The 17,808-nt window shown below is 56.2% G+C and carries 17 protein-coding genes; 10 read left to right on the top strand and 7 right to left on the bottom strand.

Translation table 11 applies throughout. From position 1 onward, the window contains the following. Positions 1 to 15 precede the first annotated feature (15 nt). From LX66_RS01770 to LX66_RS01760, 3 genes are all read left to right on the top strand, one after another. Positions 16 to 1,365, top strand: a complete 1,350-nt coding sequence (locus tag LX66_RS01770; RefSeq protein WP_145710177.1) for an alkaline phosphatase family protein — start codon at positions 16 to 18, stop codon at positions 1,363 to 1,365. Between the two features lie 126 nt (positions 1,366 to 1,491). Continuing rightward, positions 1,492 to 1,938 carry a hypothetical protein gene (locus LX66_RS01765; RefSeq protein ID WP_145710176.1) on the top strand — a complete coding sequence of 149 codons (447 nt, stop codon included), beginning with the start codon at positions 1,492 to 1,494 and terminating at the stop codon, positions 1,936 to 1,938. Positions 1,939 to 2,063: 125 nt separating this feature from the next. After that, on the top strand, positions 2,064 to 2,441 hold the full coding sequence (locus LX66_RS01760) for an iron chaperone (protein WP_244620253.1): 378 nt from the start codon (positions 2,064 to 2,066) through the stop codon (positions 2,439 to 2,441). Positions 2,442 to 2,463: 22 nt separating this feature from the next. Here the strand turns inward: LX66_RS01760 and LX66_RS01755 are convergent, their stop codons facing one another. The 7 genes from LX66_RS01755 to LX66_RS01725 all read right to left on the bottom strand — a co-directional run bounded on the left by LX66_RS01755 (position 2,464) and on the right by LX66_RS01725 (position 7,407). Next, a complete protein-coding gene (locus LX66_RS01755; RefSeq protein ID WP_145710175.1) occupies positions 2,464 to 3,150 on the bottom strand; it encodes a pirin family protein in 687 nt (228 codons plus the stop codon). A gap of 2 nt (positions 3,151 to 3,152) precedes the next feature. Next, positions 3,153 to 3,659 (bottom strand): hypothetical protein, encoded by a 507-nt coding sequence (locus LX66_RS01750; protein ID WP_145710174.1) that lies wholly within the window; start codon positions 3,657 to 3,659, stop codon positions 3,153 to 3,155. A 2-nt stretch (positions 3,660 to 3,661) separates the two neighbouring features. Beyond that, the gene (locus LX66_RS01745; protein ID WP_145710173.1) at positions 3,662 to 4,387 is read right to left on the bottom strand and encodes an intradiol ring-cleavage dioxygenase; all 726 of its coding nucleotides are present in this window, start codon (positions 4,385 to 4,387) and stop codon (positions 3,662 to 3,664) included. A 213-nt stretch (positions 4,388 to 4,600) separates the two neighbouring features. Beyond that, on the bottom strand, positions 4,601 to 5,368 hold the full coding sequence (locus LX66_RS01740; protein WP_145710172.1) for a 3-keto-disaccharide hydrolase: 768 nt from the start codon (positions 5,366 to 5,368) through the stop codon (positions 4,601 to 4,603). A 46-nt stretch (positions 5,369 to 5,414) separates the two neighbouring features. After that, entirely contained in the window at positions 5,415 to 6,920 is a 1,506-nt protein-coding gene (gene zwf, locus LX66_RS01735; protein WP_145710171.1) for a glucose-6-phosphate dehydrogenase, read from the bottom strand. A gap of 41 nt (positions 6,921 to 6,961) precedes the next feature. After that, on the bottom strand, positions 6,962 to 7,141 hold the full coding sequence (locus LX66_RS01730) for a hypothetical protein (RefSeq protein WP_145710170.1): 180 nt from the start codon (positions 7,139 to 7,141) through the stop codon (positions 6,962 to 6,964). 14 nt (positions 7,142 to 7,155) lie between these two features. Next, entirely contained in the window at positions 7,156 to 7,407 is a 252-nt protein-coding gene (locus tag LX66_RS01725; protein ID WP_145710169.1) for a hypothetical protein, read from the bottom strand. 214 nt (positions 7,408 to 7,621) lie between these two features. Here LX66_RS01725 and LX66_RS01720 point away from each other — a divergent pair, with 214 nt between their 5' ends. The 7 genes from LX66_RS01720 to LX66_RS01690 all read left to right on the top strand — a co-directional run bounded on the left by LX66_RS01720 (position 7,622) and on the right by LX66_RS01690 (position 17,783). Then, positions 7,622 to 8,203: an RNA polymerase sigma-70 factor gene (locus tag LX66_RS01720; protein WP_145710168.1), complete on the top strand. Its 582-nt coding sequence runs from the start codon at positions 7,622 to 7,624 to the stop codon at positions 8,201 to 8,203. 81 nt (positions 8,204 to 8,284) lie between these two features. Next, positions 8,285 to 9,262 carry a FecR family protein gene (locus LX66_RS01715; protein WP_145710167.1) on the top strand — a complete coding sequence of 326 codons (978 nt, stop codon included), beginning with the start codon at positions 8,285 to 8,287 and terminating at the stop codon, positions 9,260 to 9,262. A gap of 206 nt (positions 9,263 to 9,468) precedes the next feature. Next, the gene (locus LX66_RS01710) at positions 9,469 to 12,765 is read left to right on the top strand and encodes a SusC/RagA family TonB-linked outer membrane protein (RefSeq protein ID WP_158642504.1); all 3,297 of its coding nucleotides are present in this window, start codon (positions 9,469 to 9,471) and stop codon (positions 12,763 to 12,765) included. 7 nt (positions 12,766 to 12,772) lie between these two features. Beyond that, on the top strand, positions 12,773 to 14,401 hold the full coding sequence (locus LX66_RS01705; RefSeq protein WP_145710165.1) for a RagB/SusD family nutrient uptake outer membrane protein: 1,629 nt from the start codon (positions 12,773 to 12,775) through the stop codon (positions 14,399 to 14,401). A gap of 32 nt (positions 14,402 to 14,433) precedes the next feature. Next, a complete protein-coding gene (locus tag LX66_RS01700; RefSeq protein ID WP_145710164.1) occupies positions 14,434 to 15,840 on the top strand; it encodes an alpha-L-fucosidase in 1,407 nt (468 codons plus the stop codon). Positions 15,841 to 15,900: 60 nt separating this feature from the next. After that, complete coding sequence (locus tag LX66_RS01695; protein ID WP_158642503.1) at positions 15,901 to 16,494, top strand: RNA polymerase sigma-70 factor; 594 nt, start codon at positions 15,901 to 15,903, stop codon at positions 16,492 to 16,494. Positions 16,495 to 16,568: 74 nt separating this feature from the next. Beyond that, a complete protein-coding gene (locus LX66_RS01690; protein WP_145710162.1) occupies positions 16,569 to 17,783 on the top strand; it encodes a FecR family protein in 1,215 nt (404 codons plus the stop codon). The last annotated feature ends 25 nt before the right edge of the window (positions 17,784 to 17,808 follow it).

Here is a 17,808-nt window from a genome sequence, read left to right as displayed (position 1 = left end):
AATAAAAAAAAGAACATGAAAAAAATAATAACGCTCTTTATAGCGGTATTGCTCTTTACCGCACCGCTGTCCGCGCAAACCGCCAGATACGTAGTACTGGTAAGCGTAGACGGCTTCCGCCCGGATTTTTACACGGACCCTTCCTGGCCGGCGCCCAACATGCAGCAACTGTTGCAGCAGGGTGTGTATGCCCAGGGTGTCCGCGGCATTTTTCCTACGGTTACTTACCCCTCACATACCACGCTGATAACAGGCGTCCGGCCTGCCCGTCATGGTATTGTTTATAATACGCCTTTTGAGCCGCAGGGGCAGAGTGGTGACTGGTTCAGGGAAGAGCGGGATATTAAAGTGCCCACGCTGTGGGATGCGGTGCGCAGCGCCGGGTTGAAGTCCGCCGCGGTGTCCTGGCCGGTATCCGTAGGCGCGCCGGTAGATTACAACATACCGGAAACCTGGTCCCGGTCCACGCCCGGCGATCGCCGCGGCGCCACCAGCGAGCAGGCCACGCCCAAAGGTTTGTTTGAGGAAGTGCAGGAGCGTGCCACCGGCCAGTTGGAAGCCAATGACCTGAACCTGTATTACCTGGGCATGAATGAGAACCTGGCCCGCATGACGGCCTACCTGGTAAAGCAATACAAGCCCAACCTGGTAATGGTGCACCTGCCCTGCACTGATGCGGCGCAGCACCGCGAAGGCCGGGAGGGAGCAGGTGTAAGGCGGGCGGTTGCCTCCGCGGATCACGCCATTGGCACCATCCTGGAAGCCCTGCAAAAAGCCGGTATCAAAGACAGCACGGCGGTGATCATTACCGGCGATCATGGTTTTGTAGACACGCATTCCAGCCTGGCGCCCAATGTATGGCTGGCGCAGCACGGGCTGACCGGCAAGGCCGAAGACCGGGGCAACTGGAAGGCCGCTTTTCACTCCGCCGGCGGCTCTACCTTCCTGCACATGAAAGATCCGAAGGATGAGAAAACATTGCAGCAGGTAAGGAAAATACTGGCCGGCCTGCCGCCTGCGCAGCAAAAGCTGTTCCGCGTGATAGACCGCGCCGGGCTGCAGCAATCCGGTGCTGACCCGGAAGCCGTGCTGGCGCTGGCCGCCGTGCAGGGCATTACTTTCAGTAATGCAGCAGACGGCCCGGAGCTGCGCCCAGCCAAAGGCGGCGCGCATGGCTACTTCCCGGATTTCAACGAGATACGCACCGGCTTTATAGCCGCCGGCCCCGGGCTGAATAAGGGCAGCGTGCTGCCGGAAATAGGGCTGGAAGATATTGCGCCGCTCATCGCCCGCCTGCTGAGCATTGAGCTGCCGCAGGCGGAGGGCGTGGTGTACCCGGGTATGCTGGCACCGGCCGGTAAATAAGGCTGTTCGTACATTACCTGCCATACATCAAGTGCTTGCTGCGCTTTGTCAAACGGATGAAAGGCGCTTGCCGGTATTGTTTTTCTTTGCCGGAGAACCTTATTATTCATCCGAAAACTTGATGCCATGCAACAAGCATTTTTAAAACGCACGCTGCCGAAGCTAATGGCTTTCGTTACGGTATGCGCTGCACTGTTCGCCTTTGCGCCGCGCGGGGTAGACAGCTATGAGGTATACCTGAACGACAAGTTGTTGTTAAAGGAGTACGCCCTGAAGGAAGTAAGCCTGAAAAGCCTGCACCTGGACAATGCCAAAGCCAGTGACCGGCTGGTGATCTATTACACGCACTGCCATTCTAAAACCGCGGGCACCGGCCGGAGCATTTCCATTAAGGACGGGCAGGGCCGCATCCTGAAGGAGTGGAAATTTGCAGACGTGAAAGACGGGAAGAAGGGAATGATCATTCCCGTGAAAGAGCTGCTGGCACTGGAAAAACAGCATGCGGGTGGCCAGCTCACCATGCATTATGCAGCAGCGGAGCTGCCGCAGGGCCAGTTGTTGGCGGCGTTGTAAACGGTCCCCCCTCCGTCAAGGGGGGACTTATAACCTTTGTCTCATCCCGCCCCCTCCAATGTCTCCTTTACCTACCACCCCTGTCAGCCCCAATCACTAGCTTTGTGTTACTAATCGCTACCATTATGGCAAATACCATGAAAAGCGCACCGGCGGCCACCATTGATGCATACATTGCCGGCTTCCCCAAAGACGTGCAGGACATCCTGCAGCAGGTACGCGCCACTATTCAGCAATCTGCGCCCGATGCCGGTGAAAAGATCAGCTACGGCATACCTACGTTTACGCTGCACGGCAAGAACCTGGTGCACTTCGCCGCTTTTAAGCATCATATTGGTTTTTATGCCACGCCTACCGGGCAGGAGGCATTTAGAAAAGCGCTGTCAGTTTACAAAACAGGAAAAGGATCGGTGCAGTTTCCCCTGGACCAGCCCATGCCGTTGGGCCTCATTACCCGGATCGTGCAGTTCCGGGTGAAAGAAGTAACGGCACGGAGGCGGTAGCACCACGCTGCAGATCCTGAAGCTATAGCGCCGGCACGTTGGCTACCAGCAGGATCGCATCGTTGGACAGGGCTTCCAGCTCAATTTCCCGTACATCCCACAGGGCCAGCCCGTCCCGCGCGTTCATTAAGCGGTGCTGCACTTCAAAAGCGCCTTCAATGACAAACACAAATATCCCATGGCCGGGGTGAGCAACGGTATGCACCGTTTCCGCCCGGCCATTGAATTTGCCGATGAACAGCCTGCCGTCAAAAAGGGGCAGCAGCCGGTCTTTCGGCTGGTCCAGGTAAAAGTCGCAAGCCTCCGGTATATCGCTGCCGGGCGTTCCCGGTCTTTTGATCCACAATTGCAGGAAGTTTACCAGCGCATCTTCATAAGGGTTGCTGACGGTGAAGGTGTCGCCGCTGGTGGCGGAGAAGCAGAGCGCCTGTCCTGCGCCGGTCAGTACAGGCGCGCCGGCCGTGTGCTGCCAGTTAACAGCGCCTACCGTGGGCAGCAGGAAAATGTCCGTATCTTCTTCTACCTGCAGGGTCAGGCGCCTGCCGCCACCCAGCGTATCTTCATTCAGCACGTACAGCGCCCCGAACGGCTGCTTGTGCACATGGTAATAGTTCCCGAAATTGAACGTATGGTAGCTCCTGAACCAGGTCGTTTCATGCCTGCCTCTTTCGTCTGCCAGGAAGATCTTCCCTTTTGTCTGCGGTATCATGGTCAGGGTTCCTTTAAAGAATGAATGCTGAGGAATGGCTGCATGGCAAACATTTCCGTAGGCCTCATGTCATCCACCGCCTGTTCGCCGTTCAGGCCCACCAGCAGTTGGTTGCCAATGGTATCGTACCAGGTGAGCGGCTCGGACAGGAAATTGATCGCTACCTGGTGTTTGGTTTCATCCCGGGTATCGGAGTGGATGATCTCGAACCGGAAATTCCTGAACGGCAGGAAATGCTGCCCCAGGTTGTTCAGGATATCCGGCACTTTGCCGTTCAGGTGCTGCAGGTGCCCCGTAATGGCCGGCGTTACCAGGAAATGCAGCTTTTCCGCGCCGGGCGCATAGGCCAGCAGCTCGCCAAAAGTGCGGTACTTCTTTTCCTGGTTGAAATACTGGGCCTGCAGCAGGAACTCGGCATAGCTGTCGCTGAGCAGGTGCCGCTCCCAGCGTTTCCTGGAGCCGGCATCGATCACTTTCCGGTATAGCAGGCGGATGGTCCGGTTAGGCATGATCAGGCGCTTACGTTAATAGTATGGGTGAGCGTATAGCCGGCGGACACGCTGCCCGTAACCGTGGCCAGCTCGCTGGAGAGCGAGTCCCGGAATATGCCATCTTCGCTGTTGGAGGTATCCTGCGTGCCATGTTCGGAGTAGGGAGACGCCGTGGTGTACACGGTATCGCAAACATCCGTTGGGAAAGCTATCTGCGTAACCAGCAGGGAGGTGCCGCCGGCATTGTAGATATGCACATGAATATGGGGCGCCCTGCCCCCGTACCAGCCCGGGAAGATGCTGGTAAAGGTCACCAGCCCGTCTGAGTCCGTCACCTGCCGCCCGCGCAGGAAGTGCGACCCCGTATAGTCCACGGAAGAATAGCCCCCGCCGGGATTCACCACGTATTCGGAGTAATACCCCAGCGCTGTGCAGTGCCAGATATCCACCAGCGCGCCGGACAGCGCAGCGCAGTTGTTGCTGGTGTTCTTAACCGTGATCTTGACGGTAAGGGGCACGCCTTCCTGCCCGTCCACGATATTGCTCCGTTCGTAGGAGGAAGGATTTTTGGTAGGGTAAGGCCCTGCTGTTTCCGTAGGCGTAACGGAGCACTCGCCGCTGCTGCCGGTATCCGTGTCCGTATCCGTGCCCACGTCATCGTCCTTCGAGCAGGCTTTCATCAGCGGTGCAATGGTGGCCAGTCCCAGGGCGGCCAGGCTGTTTTTCAAAAAAAGCTTTCTTTCCATAAAGCATGTTTTAATTGTTCACTGTTTTATAGGATTTGACCGTATGGCAATGTAAAGTTTAATGGAAGCGGGGAGGAAAAGAGCGATGTACCGGCAAAGGGAGGGTTTGTACCGATGAATTTTCAATTAAAAATTAATAATACCCGCAACGCAAGTGTTTCAATGAAACACCCATGCTGCGGGTATTATTAATTATTAACTGTTAATTATTAATTAAAGCGGGCGTATCCAGATATTGCGGAAGCTGATCGGTTCGCTTTTGTCGCCATGCGCCTGTAGTTTGATAGGGCTGGCGCCATGTGCTTTTTCATAGGAAGCCTTGCCGATATAGCGGGTGGGCCCCAGTAACTCGGTATTGTCCTGTACCAGTACGCCGTTGTGGAACACGGTAACGCGGGCGGGCGATTTTACGGAGCCGTCGGTGTTAAAGCGGGGAGCGGTCCATACCACATCGTAGCACTGCCATTCACCCGGTTTTTTGCAGGCATTTACCAGGGGCGGGGATTGCTTGTAGATGCTGCCGGCCTGCCCGTTCACATAGGTCTTGTTATTATAATTGTCCAGCACCTGCAGCTCGTAGCCGGCATCGCCGGGGCCGATGGAAGCCAGGAAAATGCCGCTGTTGCCGCGGGCCTGTCCTTCGCCGGTGATGTTGGCCGGTATGCGGTATTCAATATGCAACTGGTAGTCGGTAAAGGAGCGTTTGGTCTGTATGTTGCCCTTGCTTTTATCTACCGTTATCACGTTGTCGGCTACTTTCCATCCGGCGGGCTGGCTGGGGTGGTCTACAGATTGCCATTCATCCAGGTTCTTGCCGTCAAACAGCAGCACGGCATCCGAAGGCGCGTCAGCAAAGGCTTTGCCCGGCGTTACCACCTTGGGCACAGGCGACCATACTTCCGTGTCTTCCGGCTTGGTTTGCGCAAATGCAGCGGTGGCCAGCATCACGGCACCTGCCATTACAAGTACTTTCTTATACATAATCAGCATATTTTGATCCCCTAAATTAAAAATTGCGGGAATAAATCTAAGGTAAATTAGTATGTGCGGTCCAGGTATGTCCCTGCCTTGCGATCAGCGCCTCCGCGTTTTCCGGTCCCCAGGTGCCGGCCTGGTAGTTGGGAAAGTCCAGCGAGTCGTGCGCCTCCCAGGTCTCCAGTATGGGGGTGATCACATCCCAGGCGGCCAGCACCTGGTCGGAGCGCATGAACAGGGTGGCGTCGCCCCGCAGCGCGTCCAGCAGCAGTGTTTCGTAGGCCTCCGGCGTTTTGGCGCTGGCGTTCTCGTAGTTGAACACCATTTCCACGGGGTTCAGGCTCATTTCCAGCCCCTGCTTTTTGGCGGTAAAGCGCAGGCGTATATCCATGCGCGGTTGTATGTTGATGATAAGCCGGTTGGGCGAAAGGTTATGAGCGTACTCGTCCGGGAAGGTGGCATGCGGCACCGGGCGGAACTGTATGGTGATGGAAGATGTTTTTTCCTGCATGCGTTTGCCGGTGCGCAGGTAAAAGGGTACATCCTGCCAGCGCCAGTTGTCCAGGTAGAACTTGATGGCCGCGTAGGTCTCCGTGTTGGAATCGGGCTTTACGCCCGGTTCTTCGCGGTAGCCGGCCACCTGCTGTCCCTTTATCCAGCCGGAGCCGTACTGGCCTCTTACGGCGTACTTGTACACCTCTTCATGCTTCAGCGGGCGGATGGCGCGCAGCACGTCCACCTTCCGGTTCCGGATCTCCTCTGCCTCAAAGGACACCGGTGGTTCCATGGCGATCATGCAGAGCACCTGCAGCAGGTGGTTCTGTATCATATCGCGCAGCGCGCCCGCACCTTCGTAGTAGCTGCCCCGTTGTTCCACGCCTACCTGTTCCGCCACGGTGATCTGCACATAATCAATATAGCTGCGGTTCCACAGCGGCTCAAACAGCGCGTTGGCAAAGCGGAAGGCCAGTATGTTCTGCACCGTTTCCTTGCCCAGGTAGTGGTCTATCCGGTATATCTGGCATTCATGGAAAGTTTTGGTCAGCAGGTCGTTCAGCACCGTAGCCGTCTCCCGGTTATGGCCAAACGGTTTTTCCACGATGATGCGGTCGGCCTGCACATTGCCCGCAATGCCGGTATGGCCCAGGTTAACGGTGACCGGCGCAATGAAATGCGGTGCTACAGACAGGTAGAACAGCCGGTCTGCACGCGTGCCTCTCGCCGTATCCAGCTCGTCCAGCCTGTTGCCCAGCAGGGTATAGAATTCCGGGTCATTGATGTCAGACACCAGGTAATGCACCCGCGATTTAAAGTCGTTCCATTTGGTTTCCTCCGGCGTGCCGCTGCGGGAAAATTCCGTCAGTCCTTTCAGCAGGTGCTGGTGGTAGGCGGCATCGTCAAAATTTTCCAGCCCCAGCCCGATGATGTTGAAGCTTTCCGGCATCCAGCCTTCAATAAACAGGTTGTAAAAAGCCGGTATCAATTTCCGTTTGGAGAGGTCGCCCGTGCCGCCGAAGATCACGATGACGGAGGGAGACGCTTTTTTTGCTGGTTTCATCCGTTAATATTACTTGTGATGCTTAAAGATGAGGAAAGATACTAATTATTGTTGGCCATCAGGGTATCTTTCCACACCGGCGCCAGGGCCGCATCGTGTATATTAACAGCATCCCCGGAGGTCCTGCCGTATTGCAGGCCGGCCATCGTCACATCATCGTTCCGGGAACAGGTGATCAGCGCCACGCAGCACAGCGCGGCAAAAAAGAGCAATAGTCGCATAGGGCGTTTATTTTTTAACGGTAAACACGTACTACCCTTACCGGGCGGGCTACCGCTACTACCGGTGCAGGACGCACTACCACCACCGGTGCAGGGCGTACCACCACCACCGGTCGGGGCGCTACCACTACCGGCCGGGGACGCACCACTACAACGGGCGGCGGCGGGGGAGGAGGGCCTATTCTTACGTGTACGCTTACCTGCGCCGTGGCTTTGTGTACGCAAAAGCCCAGTAAAAGGGCGCCCAGGAATATTACTTGTTTCATAAACAGTCGGGTTTTGGTGAAAGATCTGTTTGCCGTAATATGACCTTTATTGGAAAGAGAAGTAGCGCCTGCAGGGGTGAAGCTGACAAAACAGGGGGTGAAGCGGGCAGGATGGCCGTTCCCTACGAACCGTAATAATTTCTATATTTATGCCCGGACCTTATTCGCTACCAGGGGGACACCAGCGCTTTTAACCAATTAATGAACATCAACCATGCCGGCCACTGAAGGGCTAACAGACGAAGAATTATTGCAAATGCTGCAGGAAGGCGATGAGCATGCGCTCACATTGCTGTACCGGCGCCATTGGCAGCCGCTGTTCCTTTCGGCCTACCGGGTACTGAAGGACCAGGAAGCCTGCAAGGACCTGGTGCAGGAGCTGTTTACAGAAATATGGCAGCAATGCGCCCGCATCCGGCTCACCGGCTCTTTTAAAGCATACCTGGCCGCCAGTATCCGCTACCGCGTGTTCCGCTATATCCGCCGGCATCCCGTGCGTGATGAGCTGTTCGATCACATTGACGGGCGCATGGAGACGGCCTCGCCGGAAAGCGAGCTGGCCGTGAAAGAGCTGCAGGCCCTGCTGAACAAGGTGGTGGACGGCCTCCCGGAAAAATGCGCCCTGATCTACCGCATGAGCCGGGAGCAGCATCTTTCCTATAAAGAAATTGCCGGCCGCCTGAACGTGTCCGTTAAAACCGTGGAGAACCAGATCAATATTGCCCTCCGCAAGCTGCGCATGGCGCTGCATTACATCATTGGCCCCCTGCTGCTGCTAAGCCTCCTGCAATTGTAGCATTTTCACTTCTTATAATGTTTTTTTAAACCCCTTTGGGGGCAGGCCTTCTTTTTTGTCACTATCATTAAAACACCCGACATGGACCGGCAGGCTTTTTATGCGCTTATTGACAAATGGAACAGGGGAGAAGCAACCGATGAGGAAGTGCAGGCGCTGATGAACTATTACCACAGTTTCCGCGATACGCCGGAATGGGACGAAGCCCGCCTGGGCGACCGTTCCGCGGTGGAAGCGGAGATGGAGCAACGTCTGCTCCGCAGCATCCGGCAGTTGCCGCAGCAGCAGGCGCCCGTGCGGCGTATGCGCTGGCTGCGTGTGGCGGCCGCGGCCGCCGTGTTGCTGTTGCTGGCAGGTGCGGCGTGGTGGTACCGCGCAGGGCGGGGCCCGGCGGAATTAAGGCAGCAGACACTGGTCACGCAGGCAGGGCAGCACCGGCAACTGGAGCTGGCGGACGGCACGAAGGTGTGGCTGAGCCCTGCCTCTACCCTGCAGTATCCCCAACGGTTTACCGGGCCTGCAAGAGAGGTGTCCCTCAGCGGGGAGGCATTCTTTGAAGTGGCCCCCGGCGCAGAACATCCATTCATTATACATAGCGGAGCGGTAGACACCCGGGTGCTGGGCACCTCTTTTACCATACAGGCGTATGCCGCGCAGCCGGATATCGGGGTAACGGTAGTAACGGGCAAAGTGGCGGTCAGCACCGCGCAGGCAGGCAGCCAGCCGGCCGTCACCCTGTCCCCGCAGCAGCAGGTGGTTTTCAGCAAAGCAACCGGTAGGCTCCGCAAAACGGACAAGGTGGATACCCGGCCATTGCTGCTGCGCCGCGCCGGCATCCTGAAGTATAACCGCGCCCCGCTGCAGGAAGTGGTAGCGGAGCTGGGCTGCTATTACAATGTATCCATTATCATAGAAGGGCCAACGGACAACTGTTTTTATTTCGGCGAATTCAATACCAACAGGGAACTGGAAAAAGCTTTACGGCAACTATGCCTTACGCTCAATGCTACGCTGGTGAAAAAGGACGGCGCCTACATCATACGCAAGGGCCGTTGCTGAAAGCGTATTAAAACAAACTATACCGCATGTTCAAAAAAGATCCACCCACGTAAGAAAAAAAATCCTCCCCTGGCAGGGGGAGGATGCTAAAGTCAAGTATTAAAGCCTGGCATGCACTGGCCTCGTAAACCGCAGCACGCCGGCATTTGCTCAACCTTAATCTGAATAAAAGTATGAAAAAATGTGCACCTGTAATAGGTATGCTTATGAAATGCTCGTTGTGTATCCTTACTATTATCTGCAGCGCCACGCTTACCCTGATGGCCAAAAAAACAGAAGCGCAACTGCTGGAGAAAAAGATCTCCCTGAGAACGGAAAAGATGCCGCTGTACCAGGTGCTGGCTGAGATTGAGCATACGGCGGGCATCTCGCTCAGCTACGCCGTAAGCCAGGAACTGCTGGACAGTAAAGTGAGCGTGCATGCCCGCAACCGTAAAGTGAGCGATATCCTGGACAGGGTGCTCTCGCCCCTTTCCCTGGTATACCTGGTCGCCGATGATAAGGTCATTATCCGGCATGGCGATCTGCCTGCTGCCGACAGCGCCATATTGGCCGAAGCGCAGGTAATGGTGCTGAAGCAGCTAAAAGGCCAGGTGCGCAGTGAAAAAGGCGATCCCCTGCCCGGTGTATCCGTCCGGGTAAAGGACAGCAACCTGGCCACCGTTACCAATGAGCGCGGGGAATTTGAGCTGGACAATGTGCCGGATGATGCGGTGCTGGTGGTATCCTTCATTGGTTTTGTCTCCCAGGAGATCACTACCGGCAGCCAGACGGAGCTGAGCGTAGTGCTGCTGGAAGACACGAAGAAACTGGGCGAGATCGTGGTGATAGGTTACGGCACCCAGCAAAAGGCCAGCCTTACCAGCGCGGTAGCCACCGTAAAAGGCGCCGCCATTGCCGAAAGGCCGGTGCCTAATGTGGTGAATGCCCTGCAGGGACAGGTGCCCGGTCTGTTTGTACAGCAGACGGATGCCATGCCCGGTGCCGGCAGCACCAAGCTGAATATCCGCGGTATCAGCACCCTTTCCAACAACCCGGTGCTGGTGCTGGTAGATGGTGTGGCCGGCCAGTTATCTACCCTGAACCCGCAGGATATTGACAATATCAGCGTGCTGAAGGATGCTTCCGCTACCGCTATTTATGGCGCCAGGGCTTCCGGCGGCGTGTTGCTGGTCACTACCAAAAAGGGCCGCAAGAACAGCAAGCCGGTGCTCTCGTACGACGCCTATGCCGGTACGCAGCAACCCACTTACCTGCCCCGGCTGGTGGATGCCGTTTCTTTCATGCGCAAATGGAATGAGTCGCAGTTGAACGACAACCCGGATGCCACCCCGCGCTTTTCCGAAGCGAACATTGAGAAATACGCCAGCGGGGAATTGCCCAGCACGGACTGGATTGGCACCATCTTCAAGGAAAACGCCCTGCAGATGCAGCATAACATCAGCGTGTCCGGCGGCAGCAAAAACATCGATTACCTGGTATCCCTGGGCTACCTGCGGCAGGAAGGGCTGGTGAATGGCGTGCTGAACCAGCGCTACAGCTCCCGCATCCATGTGAATACCCAGATCACCGACAACCTGAAATTCGGCATTAACACCGTATACATGAATGCGCCCCGCAACATGGCCGGCGCGGGCATTTACACCACCGCCATGCACTGGGCTTACATCCTCAACCCCACGGAATGGCCTTACACGCCGGCCGGCCGTAACCGCCACTACCGGGGCGGCTCCCAGCCCGTAGCCATTATCAACGATGGCGGCTTTGAGCACTACAAGGACAATTATTTCAATACCAATATGACCCTGGAATACGGCATCGCCAAAAACCTTTCCCTGAAAGGGCAGTATGCCTACACCAGCCGCGATATCAGGCACAAGATATTCCGCGCCACCTACCGCCTGTATGATGATGAGGAGAACCTGGTGCTGACCGACCAGTCGCCCAATTCACTGAACGACGACCAGAGCACGGAAGTGAACCAGACCTTCATTGCTACGCTCAACTACGGCCTGCAGGTAAAGCAGCATGACATCAAGGCGCTGGCCGGCTTTAGCCAGGAAAGCTTGGAATATGAATCCCTGGGCGCTGGCCGGAAGGACTTCCTGAACAACAGCATTCACGTGATAGACGGCGGCGCTGCAGACAAGGACCAGTGGAGCACCAGCGGCGGGGCCTATGAATGGGCCATCCGTTCCTTTTTCGGCAGGCTCAATTACAGCTTTAAGGACCGCTACCTGCTAGAAGCAAGCGCGCGCTACGATGGCTCGTCCCGCTTCCGCAACAAGCGCTGGGGCTTTTTCCCCTCTTTCTCCGCCGGCTGGCGCCTTTCCGAAGAGCATTTCCTGAAATACTCCGGCGTGATCAGCAACCTGAAGCTGCGGGCGTCTTATGGCAAGGTGGGCAACCAGAATGCTACGGGCCTGTATCCCTGGGCCAGCATCATCGGCACCGGCGCCACCTACCTGAACGACCGGGCGCAGACCACCACTTTTTACAACAACACGCCTAACCCGGACCTGACCTGGGAAGAAAAGACCACCGGCAATATCGGTGTGGACGCCGGTTTCCTGGATGATAAAATATCCTTCACAGCAGATGTGTTCCGCGAAAAAACAACCGGCATCCTGCTCACGCCCAGCGTGCCCTCTACTTTTGGTCGCGCCGCGCCTGTTATGAACCTGGGCCGTATGCGCAACTGGGGCTGGGAGATCAGCGCCGGCTACCAAAACCGGGACCACCTGCTGAAATACGGGGTGCAACTGAATTTCTACGATGCCCGCAACAAGATACTGGACCTGGGCGGCACCCCGGATGTGCTGGGCACCAATCCCGTTATGGTGGGGCAGCCCCGCTGGACCTGGTACGGCTACAAGGCCCTGGGACTGTACACCTCCGATGATGATGTGAAAAATTCCGCCACCTATAAACCGCAGAATAAAGCAGGCGACATCAAGTACCAGGACCAGAACGGCGACGGGCAGATCACGCCGGCAGACCGCGTGATACTGGGCGATGCAGACCCGCACCTGATGCTGGGCCTTGCCGGTAATTTCTCTTACAGGCAGTTTGACCTGAACTTCCTGGTACAGGGTGTATTGAAGAACAAAACCTACCTGACCGGTTACGCGGTAAGCCCATTCAACTACGGCGGCACCTTTACTGAAGACCTGCTGGACTCCTGGACGCCGGATAATAAAGACGCCCGCTACCCGCTGATGCGGCAGGACCTCAGCGTAAACTACGAGTTCTCCGACTGGTGGCTGTATGACTCAAAATACCTGCGCCTAAAGAACCTGCAGTTGGGGTATACCTTGCCGCAAAACCTGCTGCAGCGTTTGAAAATAAGCCAGCTCCGGCTCTACGTGATGCTGGAGAATGTGCTCACGCTCAAGTCCGGCAACTTCCCGGAGAGCTTTGACCCGGAGATAGACAACTGGCAGAGCGGCGTCAACTTCCCGCAATTGAAAACCTACACCCTGGGCCTTAACCTGAAATTCTGATCAAACCATGAAGCGAATATATATCCATACCATACTGCTTAGCTTTATATGCCTGCTCAACGCCTGCTCCCGGGACTTCCTGGACCGGGCGCCGCTGGACGATTATTCCGATGAAACGTACTGGACCACGGAACAGGATGCCGTGAAATTTGCGTCCCGCATATACGAGTTCATGCCTTCCGCCGATTTCTTTGTATGCTATGAAGGCATGAGCGACAACGCTTTTTCCAAAACGGCCTCCTGGGGCAATACGCTCCGCAATGCGCAACTGATCGGCAATAGTACCTTCGTGGTGACCACCGGCAGCCTGGGCGATGAGTGGAAATACGACCAGGTGCGCCACTGCTTTGAGTTCCTGGAGCAGGTGGACAAAGTGCCGGACATGAATGAAGACCTGAAAAAGCGCCTGGTGGCGGAAGTGAAGGTAGCGCTGGCCTACCGCTATTTTATGATGACCATGCTGTACCGCGATGTGCCGCTGGTAATGAAAGTATTTACCAGCGTAGCGGAATCCGATGTGCCGAAAGAGGATAAAGCCGCCGTGGTGGCCCAGGTGCTGCAATGGCTGGACGAAGCGGCCCCGGACCTGCTCCTTACTTATGCGGGCGACGACCGGGGGCGGTTCACACAAGGCGCTGCGCTGGCCTTGAAAGCCCGCGTGCTGCTGTACAATGGCCGCTATCCCGAAGCTGCCGCTGCCGCCAAGTCGGTAATGGACCTGGACGCGTATGCCCTCTACCCCGATTATTACAACCTGTTCCAGATGGAAGGGGATTACTCGTCCGAAGATGTGATCAGCTTCATTCATGTAAAGGAGACCAAACCCAATGGCCTGCGCGATATTGCCGGCGTGAACTCCGTTTCCGGCGGCACGCTTTATCTCAATCCGTTACCTTCGCTGGTGGATGATTACGAAAGCGCTAACGGGTACTATCCCTTTACCGGCGATCCGGCCTATGACCCGCATGCGCCCTACCATAACCGCGATCCCCGCCTGGGCGCCACCGTTTATTATCCCGGCAGCATACTGGCCAACAATAAAAAGTACGATCCCATTAACAGCCCCCTGGATAAAATAGGCGGTGATAAAGCCACTTATACCGGCTACGCCTTCAGGAAGATCTTTGATAAAACGGAGCTGGAAGTGCGCGACAATGGCGGCAATGACTGGAAGATACTGCGCTACGCCGAAGTGCTGCTCACCTATGCCGAAGCGGCCAACGAGGCTACCGGCCCCTCCGCAGCGGTGATTGCCGCCATTGATGAAGTAAGGAGCCGCGCGCATATGCCCGGCGTGAACGAGACCTTTGCCATCAACGGCTGGACCCTGAACCAGTCCACCCTGCGTACCTTTATCCGGCATGAGCGCCGCATAGAGCTGGCCGGCGAAGGACACCGTTACTTCGATATCCTGCGCTGGAAAATAGGGCAACAGGTGCTGCAGGGGCCTATTTATACACTGGATGCTTCCCAGGGCCTTGCTGACATAGATAACACCAACGGGAATACGAACAAATTCCCGAAGACCAAGCTGGAAGACAGGTATTTCAATAACGACAAGTTTTATGTGTGGCCCATTCCGCAAAGTATACTGGACCAGGCCCGCAACCTGCAGCAGCAGCCGGAATGGCGTTAGTCAATTGATTGTTTTATTATAAAATATAGCGAGTGAAAAAGAATCGGATTTTCAGCGTACTGGCAGTCGGCCTGCTATTTTTGTCCTGCGCCGCAAGCGCACAGCAGGCAGCCCGCAATGGCAGGGCCCTCCATGCCTTGCAACAACAGTTTGTGGACTTGCGTTTCGGCATGTTCATACATTTTAATATTCCCACTTTCGGGGTGGACGACTGGGCCGATCCGGATGCATCGCCCGCTATCTTCCATCCAGAGAAGCTGGACTGTAACCAGTGGGCGGAAGCCGCAAAGTCGGCGCACATGAGCTACGGCTGCCTCACCACCAAGCACCATAGCGGCTTCTGTATCTGGGATACCAGAACAACGGATTACAACGTAATGCACAGCCCCCTGAAAAGAGATGTGGTGAAGGAATACGTGGACGCCTTCCGGAAGAAAGGGCTGAAGGTGATGCTCTATTATTCCATCCTGGATACGCATCACAAGCTGCGCCCCGGCCACATTACGCCGCAGCATATTGATATGGTAAAAGCGCAGCTCACCGAATTGCTCACGAACTACGGGGACATCACCGCGCTGATCATAGACGGCTGGGATGCGCCCTGGTCGCGTATATCCTATGACGATGTGCCGTTTGAGGAGATCTACAGTCTCATCAAATCCCTGCAGCCCAACTGCCTGGTGATGGACCTGAACGCCGCCAAGTACCCGGCGGATGGATTGTTCTACACCGATATCAAATCGTATGAGCAGGGTGCCGGTCAGCATATTGCCACCAGCACCAACACGCTGCCGGCGCTTTCCTGCCTGCCCATCAACAGCGCCTGGTTCTGGAAGCCCAACTTCCCCACCACCCCGGTAAAAGACCCGCTGAAGCTGGTGGATGACAATATCATTCCTTTCAACAAGGCTTTCTGCAACTTTATCCTGAACGTAGCGCCCAACCGCGACGGCCTGATAGATGACAATGCCCTGGCTGCCCTGAAGACCATCGGGGAGCGCTGGAAGAACGAGGGCCCCTTGCCCGCCCTGCCGGCCACGGAAGCGCCGGTGATCTCCTCCAACCTGGCTAAGCACAGGCCCGCCGCTTCCAGTTGGGGCTATGATATGAACATCATGGATTTTGCCAATGATGATGATTTCAGGAGCGCCTGGCAGTCGAATCCCGCTGTAAAAAGTCCCTGGTGGGAAGTGGACCTGGGTAAAGAGCAGGGCATTAACATGATCAGCATCGTGGAAAGGGAGCCCCGTATTCAAAAGTACCGCCTGGAATATTATGCCAATGGCAAGTGGATGCCCCTGCTGAGCGGTGAAAAGGCCGGCCGGGTAAAGATCCACCGCTTTGACCGCGTATGGGCGGAGCGGGTGCGTATCCTGGTGGATACATACCGTGAAGCGCCTGCCATCGCGGAGTTGGGCGTGTATAACGAGAGAAGGTAATTTTTTTTATTTTTAGCCTGACAACTGTAGGAAAAACCTATATCAAAGCGGGCTGATACCTTGGAATTACACGGGAATTTAAATAATCAAAAGGAGCTGCTTTGCCGCATCGCTGCAGGGGATCAGCGCGCTTTCTCCCTGCTGGTAGATACCTATGCCAGCGCTATTTATGCCCACGTGCTCACTTATATAAAGGAGCCCGCCCTTTCTGAGGAGATCACCCAGGATATTTTCCTGAAAATATGGCACCTGCGCAGCAGCCTGCCCGGCATTGACAATTTTCCCGGTTACCTGCACGTCATGACCCGTAACCGTACCATTTCGGAATTGAGAAAAGCGTTAGGCCGGGAAGGCACTGCGGAGGTGACAGACACCGCCGACCTGCTCACCCCATCCCTGCAACTGGAATACCGGCAACTGTCGGACATCCTGCTGCGCGGCATAGAGCTGCTGCCCCCGCGGCGCCGGCAGGTGTTTCGCATGAGCCGCTTTGAAGGCATGAGCTACGAGCGCATTGCGGGAGAACTGGGCATCTCCAAAGGCACCGTGAATGAACATATGGTGCAGGCCCTGCTTTTTCTCCGTTCCTACTTAAAACGCCACATGGACAACGCGGTGTCCCTGCTGCTCCTGCTGGTATATGAGCTGCTGTAAAAATATTTTTGAAATTTTTTCCTGTTGGACCCTATTGCTTTCCTTTTTGCTGCGTCTATTTAAACGAACAGCGTATGAATTCTGAACAGTTTAAAGACCTGGTGCACCGGTATGTAGCAGGCACCTTTTCAGCGGCGGACAAAGCCTTACTGGCGGCGCTGCTGGAAGATCCGCAGTACAGGCAGGTGTTGGCGGATATGATGGACAGGGAGCTGGCTGCAAAAGCGGCCGGCGAATACGATCACCCCGAAGTGGTGGATCGTATCAGGACCGCTATAGCGGAAAGAATGGCGGAAGGAACGGAACAGGAGGCCCCTGCGCCTGCCCGCAGGGTGCTTCCGCTCCGGCGCTACCGGCTGGGAGCGGCCATAGCGGCCACTGTGGCGCTGCTCCTGGGCGGCATGCTGCTGGCGCGGCTTTTCAACGGGAAAGAACAGCAGCCCGTAGTAAAGCAGGCCTCGCCTGCACCCACCGTAACGCCGGGCAGCAACAAGGCGGTGCTTACACTGGCGGATGGTTCCACCCTAACGCTGGACAGCGCGGGCAACCGTGTGATACAGCAGGGCGGCGCCACGGCACGCCAGCAGGGCGGGCAACTGCAGTACACGGCACATGCGGGTGCGGCAGCGCTGCGCTACAATACCCTGTCTACACCGCACGGCGGGCAGTTCCGGCTTACCCTGCCCGATGGCACCGGGGTATGGCTCAATGCCGGCTCGTCCCTGCGTTTTCCTACCGCTTTTACCGGCAGGGAAAGAAAGGTGGAGCTGAGCGGGGAGGCATATTTTGAAGTGGCCGGCCATGCGCACATGCCCTTCACCGTAATGGTGAAGGATATGGAGATAGCGGTGCTGGGCACGCATTTCAACGTAATGGCCTATGCAGACGAAGCCCATATCCGCACTACCTTGCTGGAAGGGGCGGTAAAGGTGCGGCACGGGCAGCAGGCCGTAACGCTGCGCCCGGGACAGCAGGCGCTGCTGCGTGGCAATACCGGCGCGCTGCACGTATCGCCCGGCGATACCGAAGGCGCTATTGCCTGGAAGAACGGCTATTTCAAATTCTCCAATGAAGATATACAAAGCGTCATGCGAAGGGTATCGAGATGGTACAATGTAACCGTGGAATACCAGGGGGACTTTGGCGGCAGGGCCATATGGGGCACCGTGTCCCGCTTTGGCGACATCTCTGATGTACTGCAGATGCTGGAGCTGACCGGGGCCGTGCACTTTGAAATGAAAGGCAGGCGGATCACCGTGTATCCCGGCGCCCGTACCGGTAGCCGTTAAGGCATCCGTCTATATCAACGCGAAA

It is taken from the genome of Chitinophaga japonensis (assembly GCF_007830125.1).
Lineage (GTDB): Bacteria > Bacteroidota > Bacteroidia > Chitinophagales > Chitinophagaceae > Chitinophaga > Chitinophaga japonensis.
The sequence above is the reverse complement of the archived record's forward strand: the minus strand, read 5'-3'. Positions and strand labels throughout refer to the sequence as shown.

Bases quoted from the DNA above. Each gene is read 5' to 3' on its own strand.
- LX66_RS01760 (WP_244620253.1), top strand. From the start codon at position 2,064: ATGGCAAATACCATGAAAAGCGCACCGGCGGCCACCATTGATGCATAC.
- zwf (WP_145710171.1), bottom strand. From the start codon at position 6,920: ATGAAACCAGCAAAAAAAGCGTCTCCCTCCGTCATCGTGATCTTCGGC.
- LX66_RS01725 (WP_145710169.1), bottom strand. From the start codon at position 7,407: ATGAAACAAGTAATATTCCTGGGCGCCCTTTTACTGGGCTTTTGCGTA.
- LX66_RS01740 (WP_145710172.1), bottom strand. From the start codon at position 5,368: ATGTATAAGAAAGTACTTGTAATGGCAGGTGCCGTGATGCTGGCCACC.
- LX66_RS01720 (WP_145710168.1), top strand. From the start codon at position 7,622: ATGCCGGCCACTGAAGGGCTAACAGACGAAGAATTATTGCAAATGCTG.
- LX66_RS01690 (WP_145710162.1), top strand. From the start codon at position 16,569: ATGAATTCTGAACAGTTTAAAGACCTGGTGCACCGGTATGTAGCAGGC.
- LX66_RS01745 (WP_145710173.1), bottom strand. From the start codon at position 4,387: ATGGAAAGAAAGCTTTTTTTGAAAAACAGCCTGGCCGCCCTGGGACTG.
- LX66_RS01755 (WP_145710175.1), bottom strand. From the start codon at position 3,150: ATGATACCGCAGACAAAAGGGAAGATCTTCCTGGCAGACGAAAGAGGC.
- LX66_RS01710 (WP_158642504.1), top strand. From the start codon at position 9,469: ATGAAATGCTCGTTGTGTATCCTTACTATTATCTGCAGCGCCACGCTT.
- LX66_RS01770 (WP_145710177.1), top strand. From the start codon at position 16: ATGAAAAAAATAATAACGCTCTTTATAGCGGTATTGCTCTTTACCGCA.
- LX66_RS01705 (WP_145710165.1), top strand. From the start codon at position 12,773: ATGAAGCGAATATATATCCATACCATACTGCTTAGCTTTATATGCCTG.
- LX66_RS01750 (WP_145710174.1), bottom strand. From the start codon at position 3,659: ATGCCTAACCGGACCATCCGCCTGCTATACCGGAAAGTGATCGATGCC.
- LX66_RS01730 (WP_145710170.1), bottom strand. From the start codon at position 7,141: ATGCGACTATTGCTCTTTTTTGCCGCGCTGTGCTGCGTGGCGCTGATC.
- LX66_RS01715 (WP_145710167.1), top strand. From the start codon at position 8,285: ATGGACCGGCAGGCTTTTTATGCGCTTATTGACAAATGGAACAGGGGA.
- LX66_RS01765 (WP_145710176.1), top strand. From the start codon at position 1,492: ATGCAACAAGCATTTTTAAAACGCACGCTGCCGAAGCTAATGGCTTTC.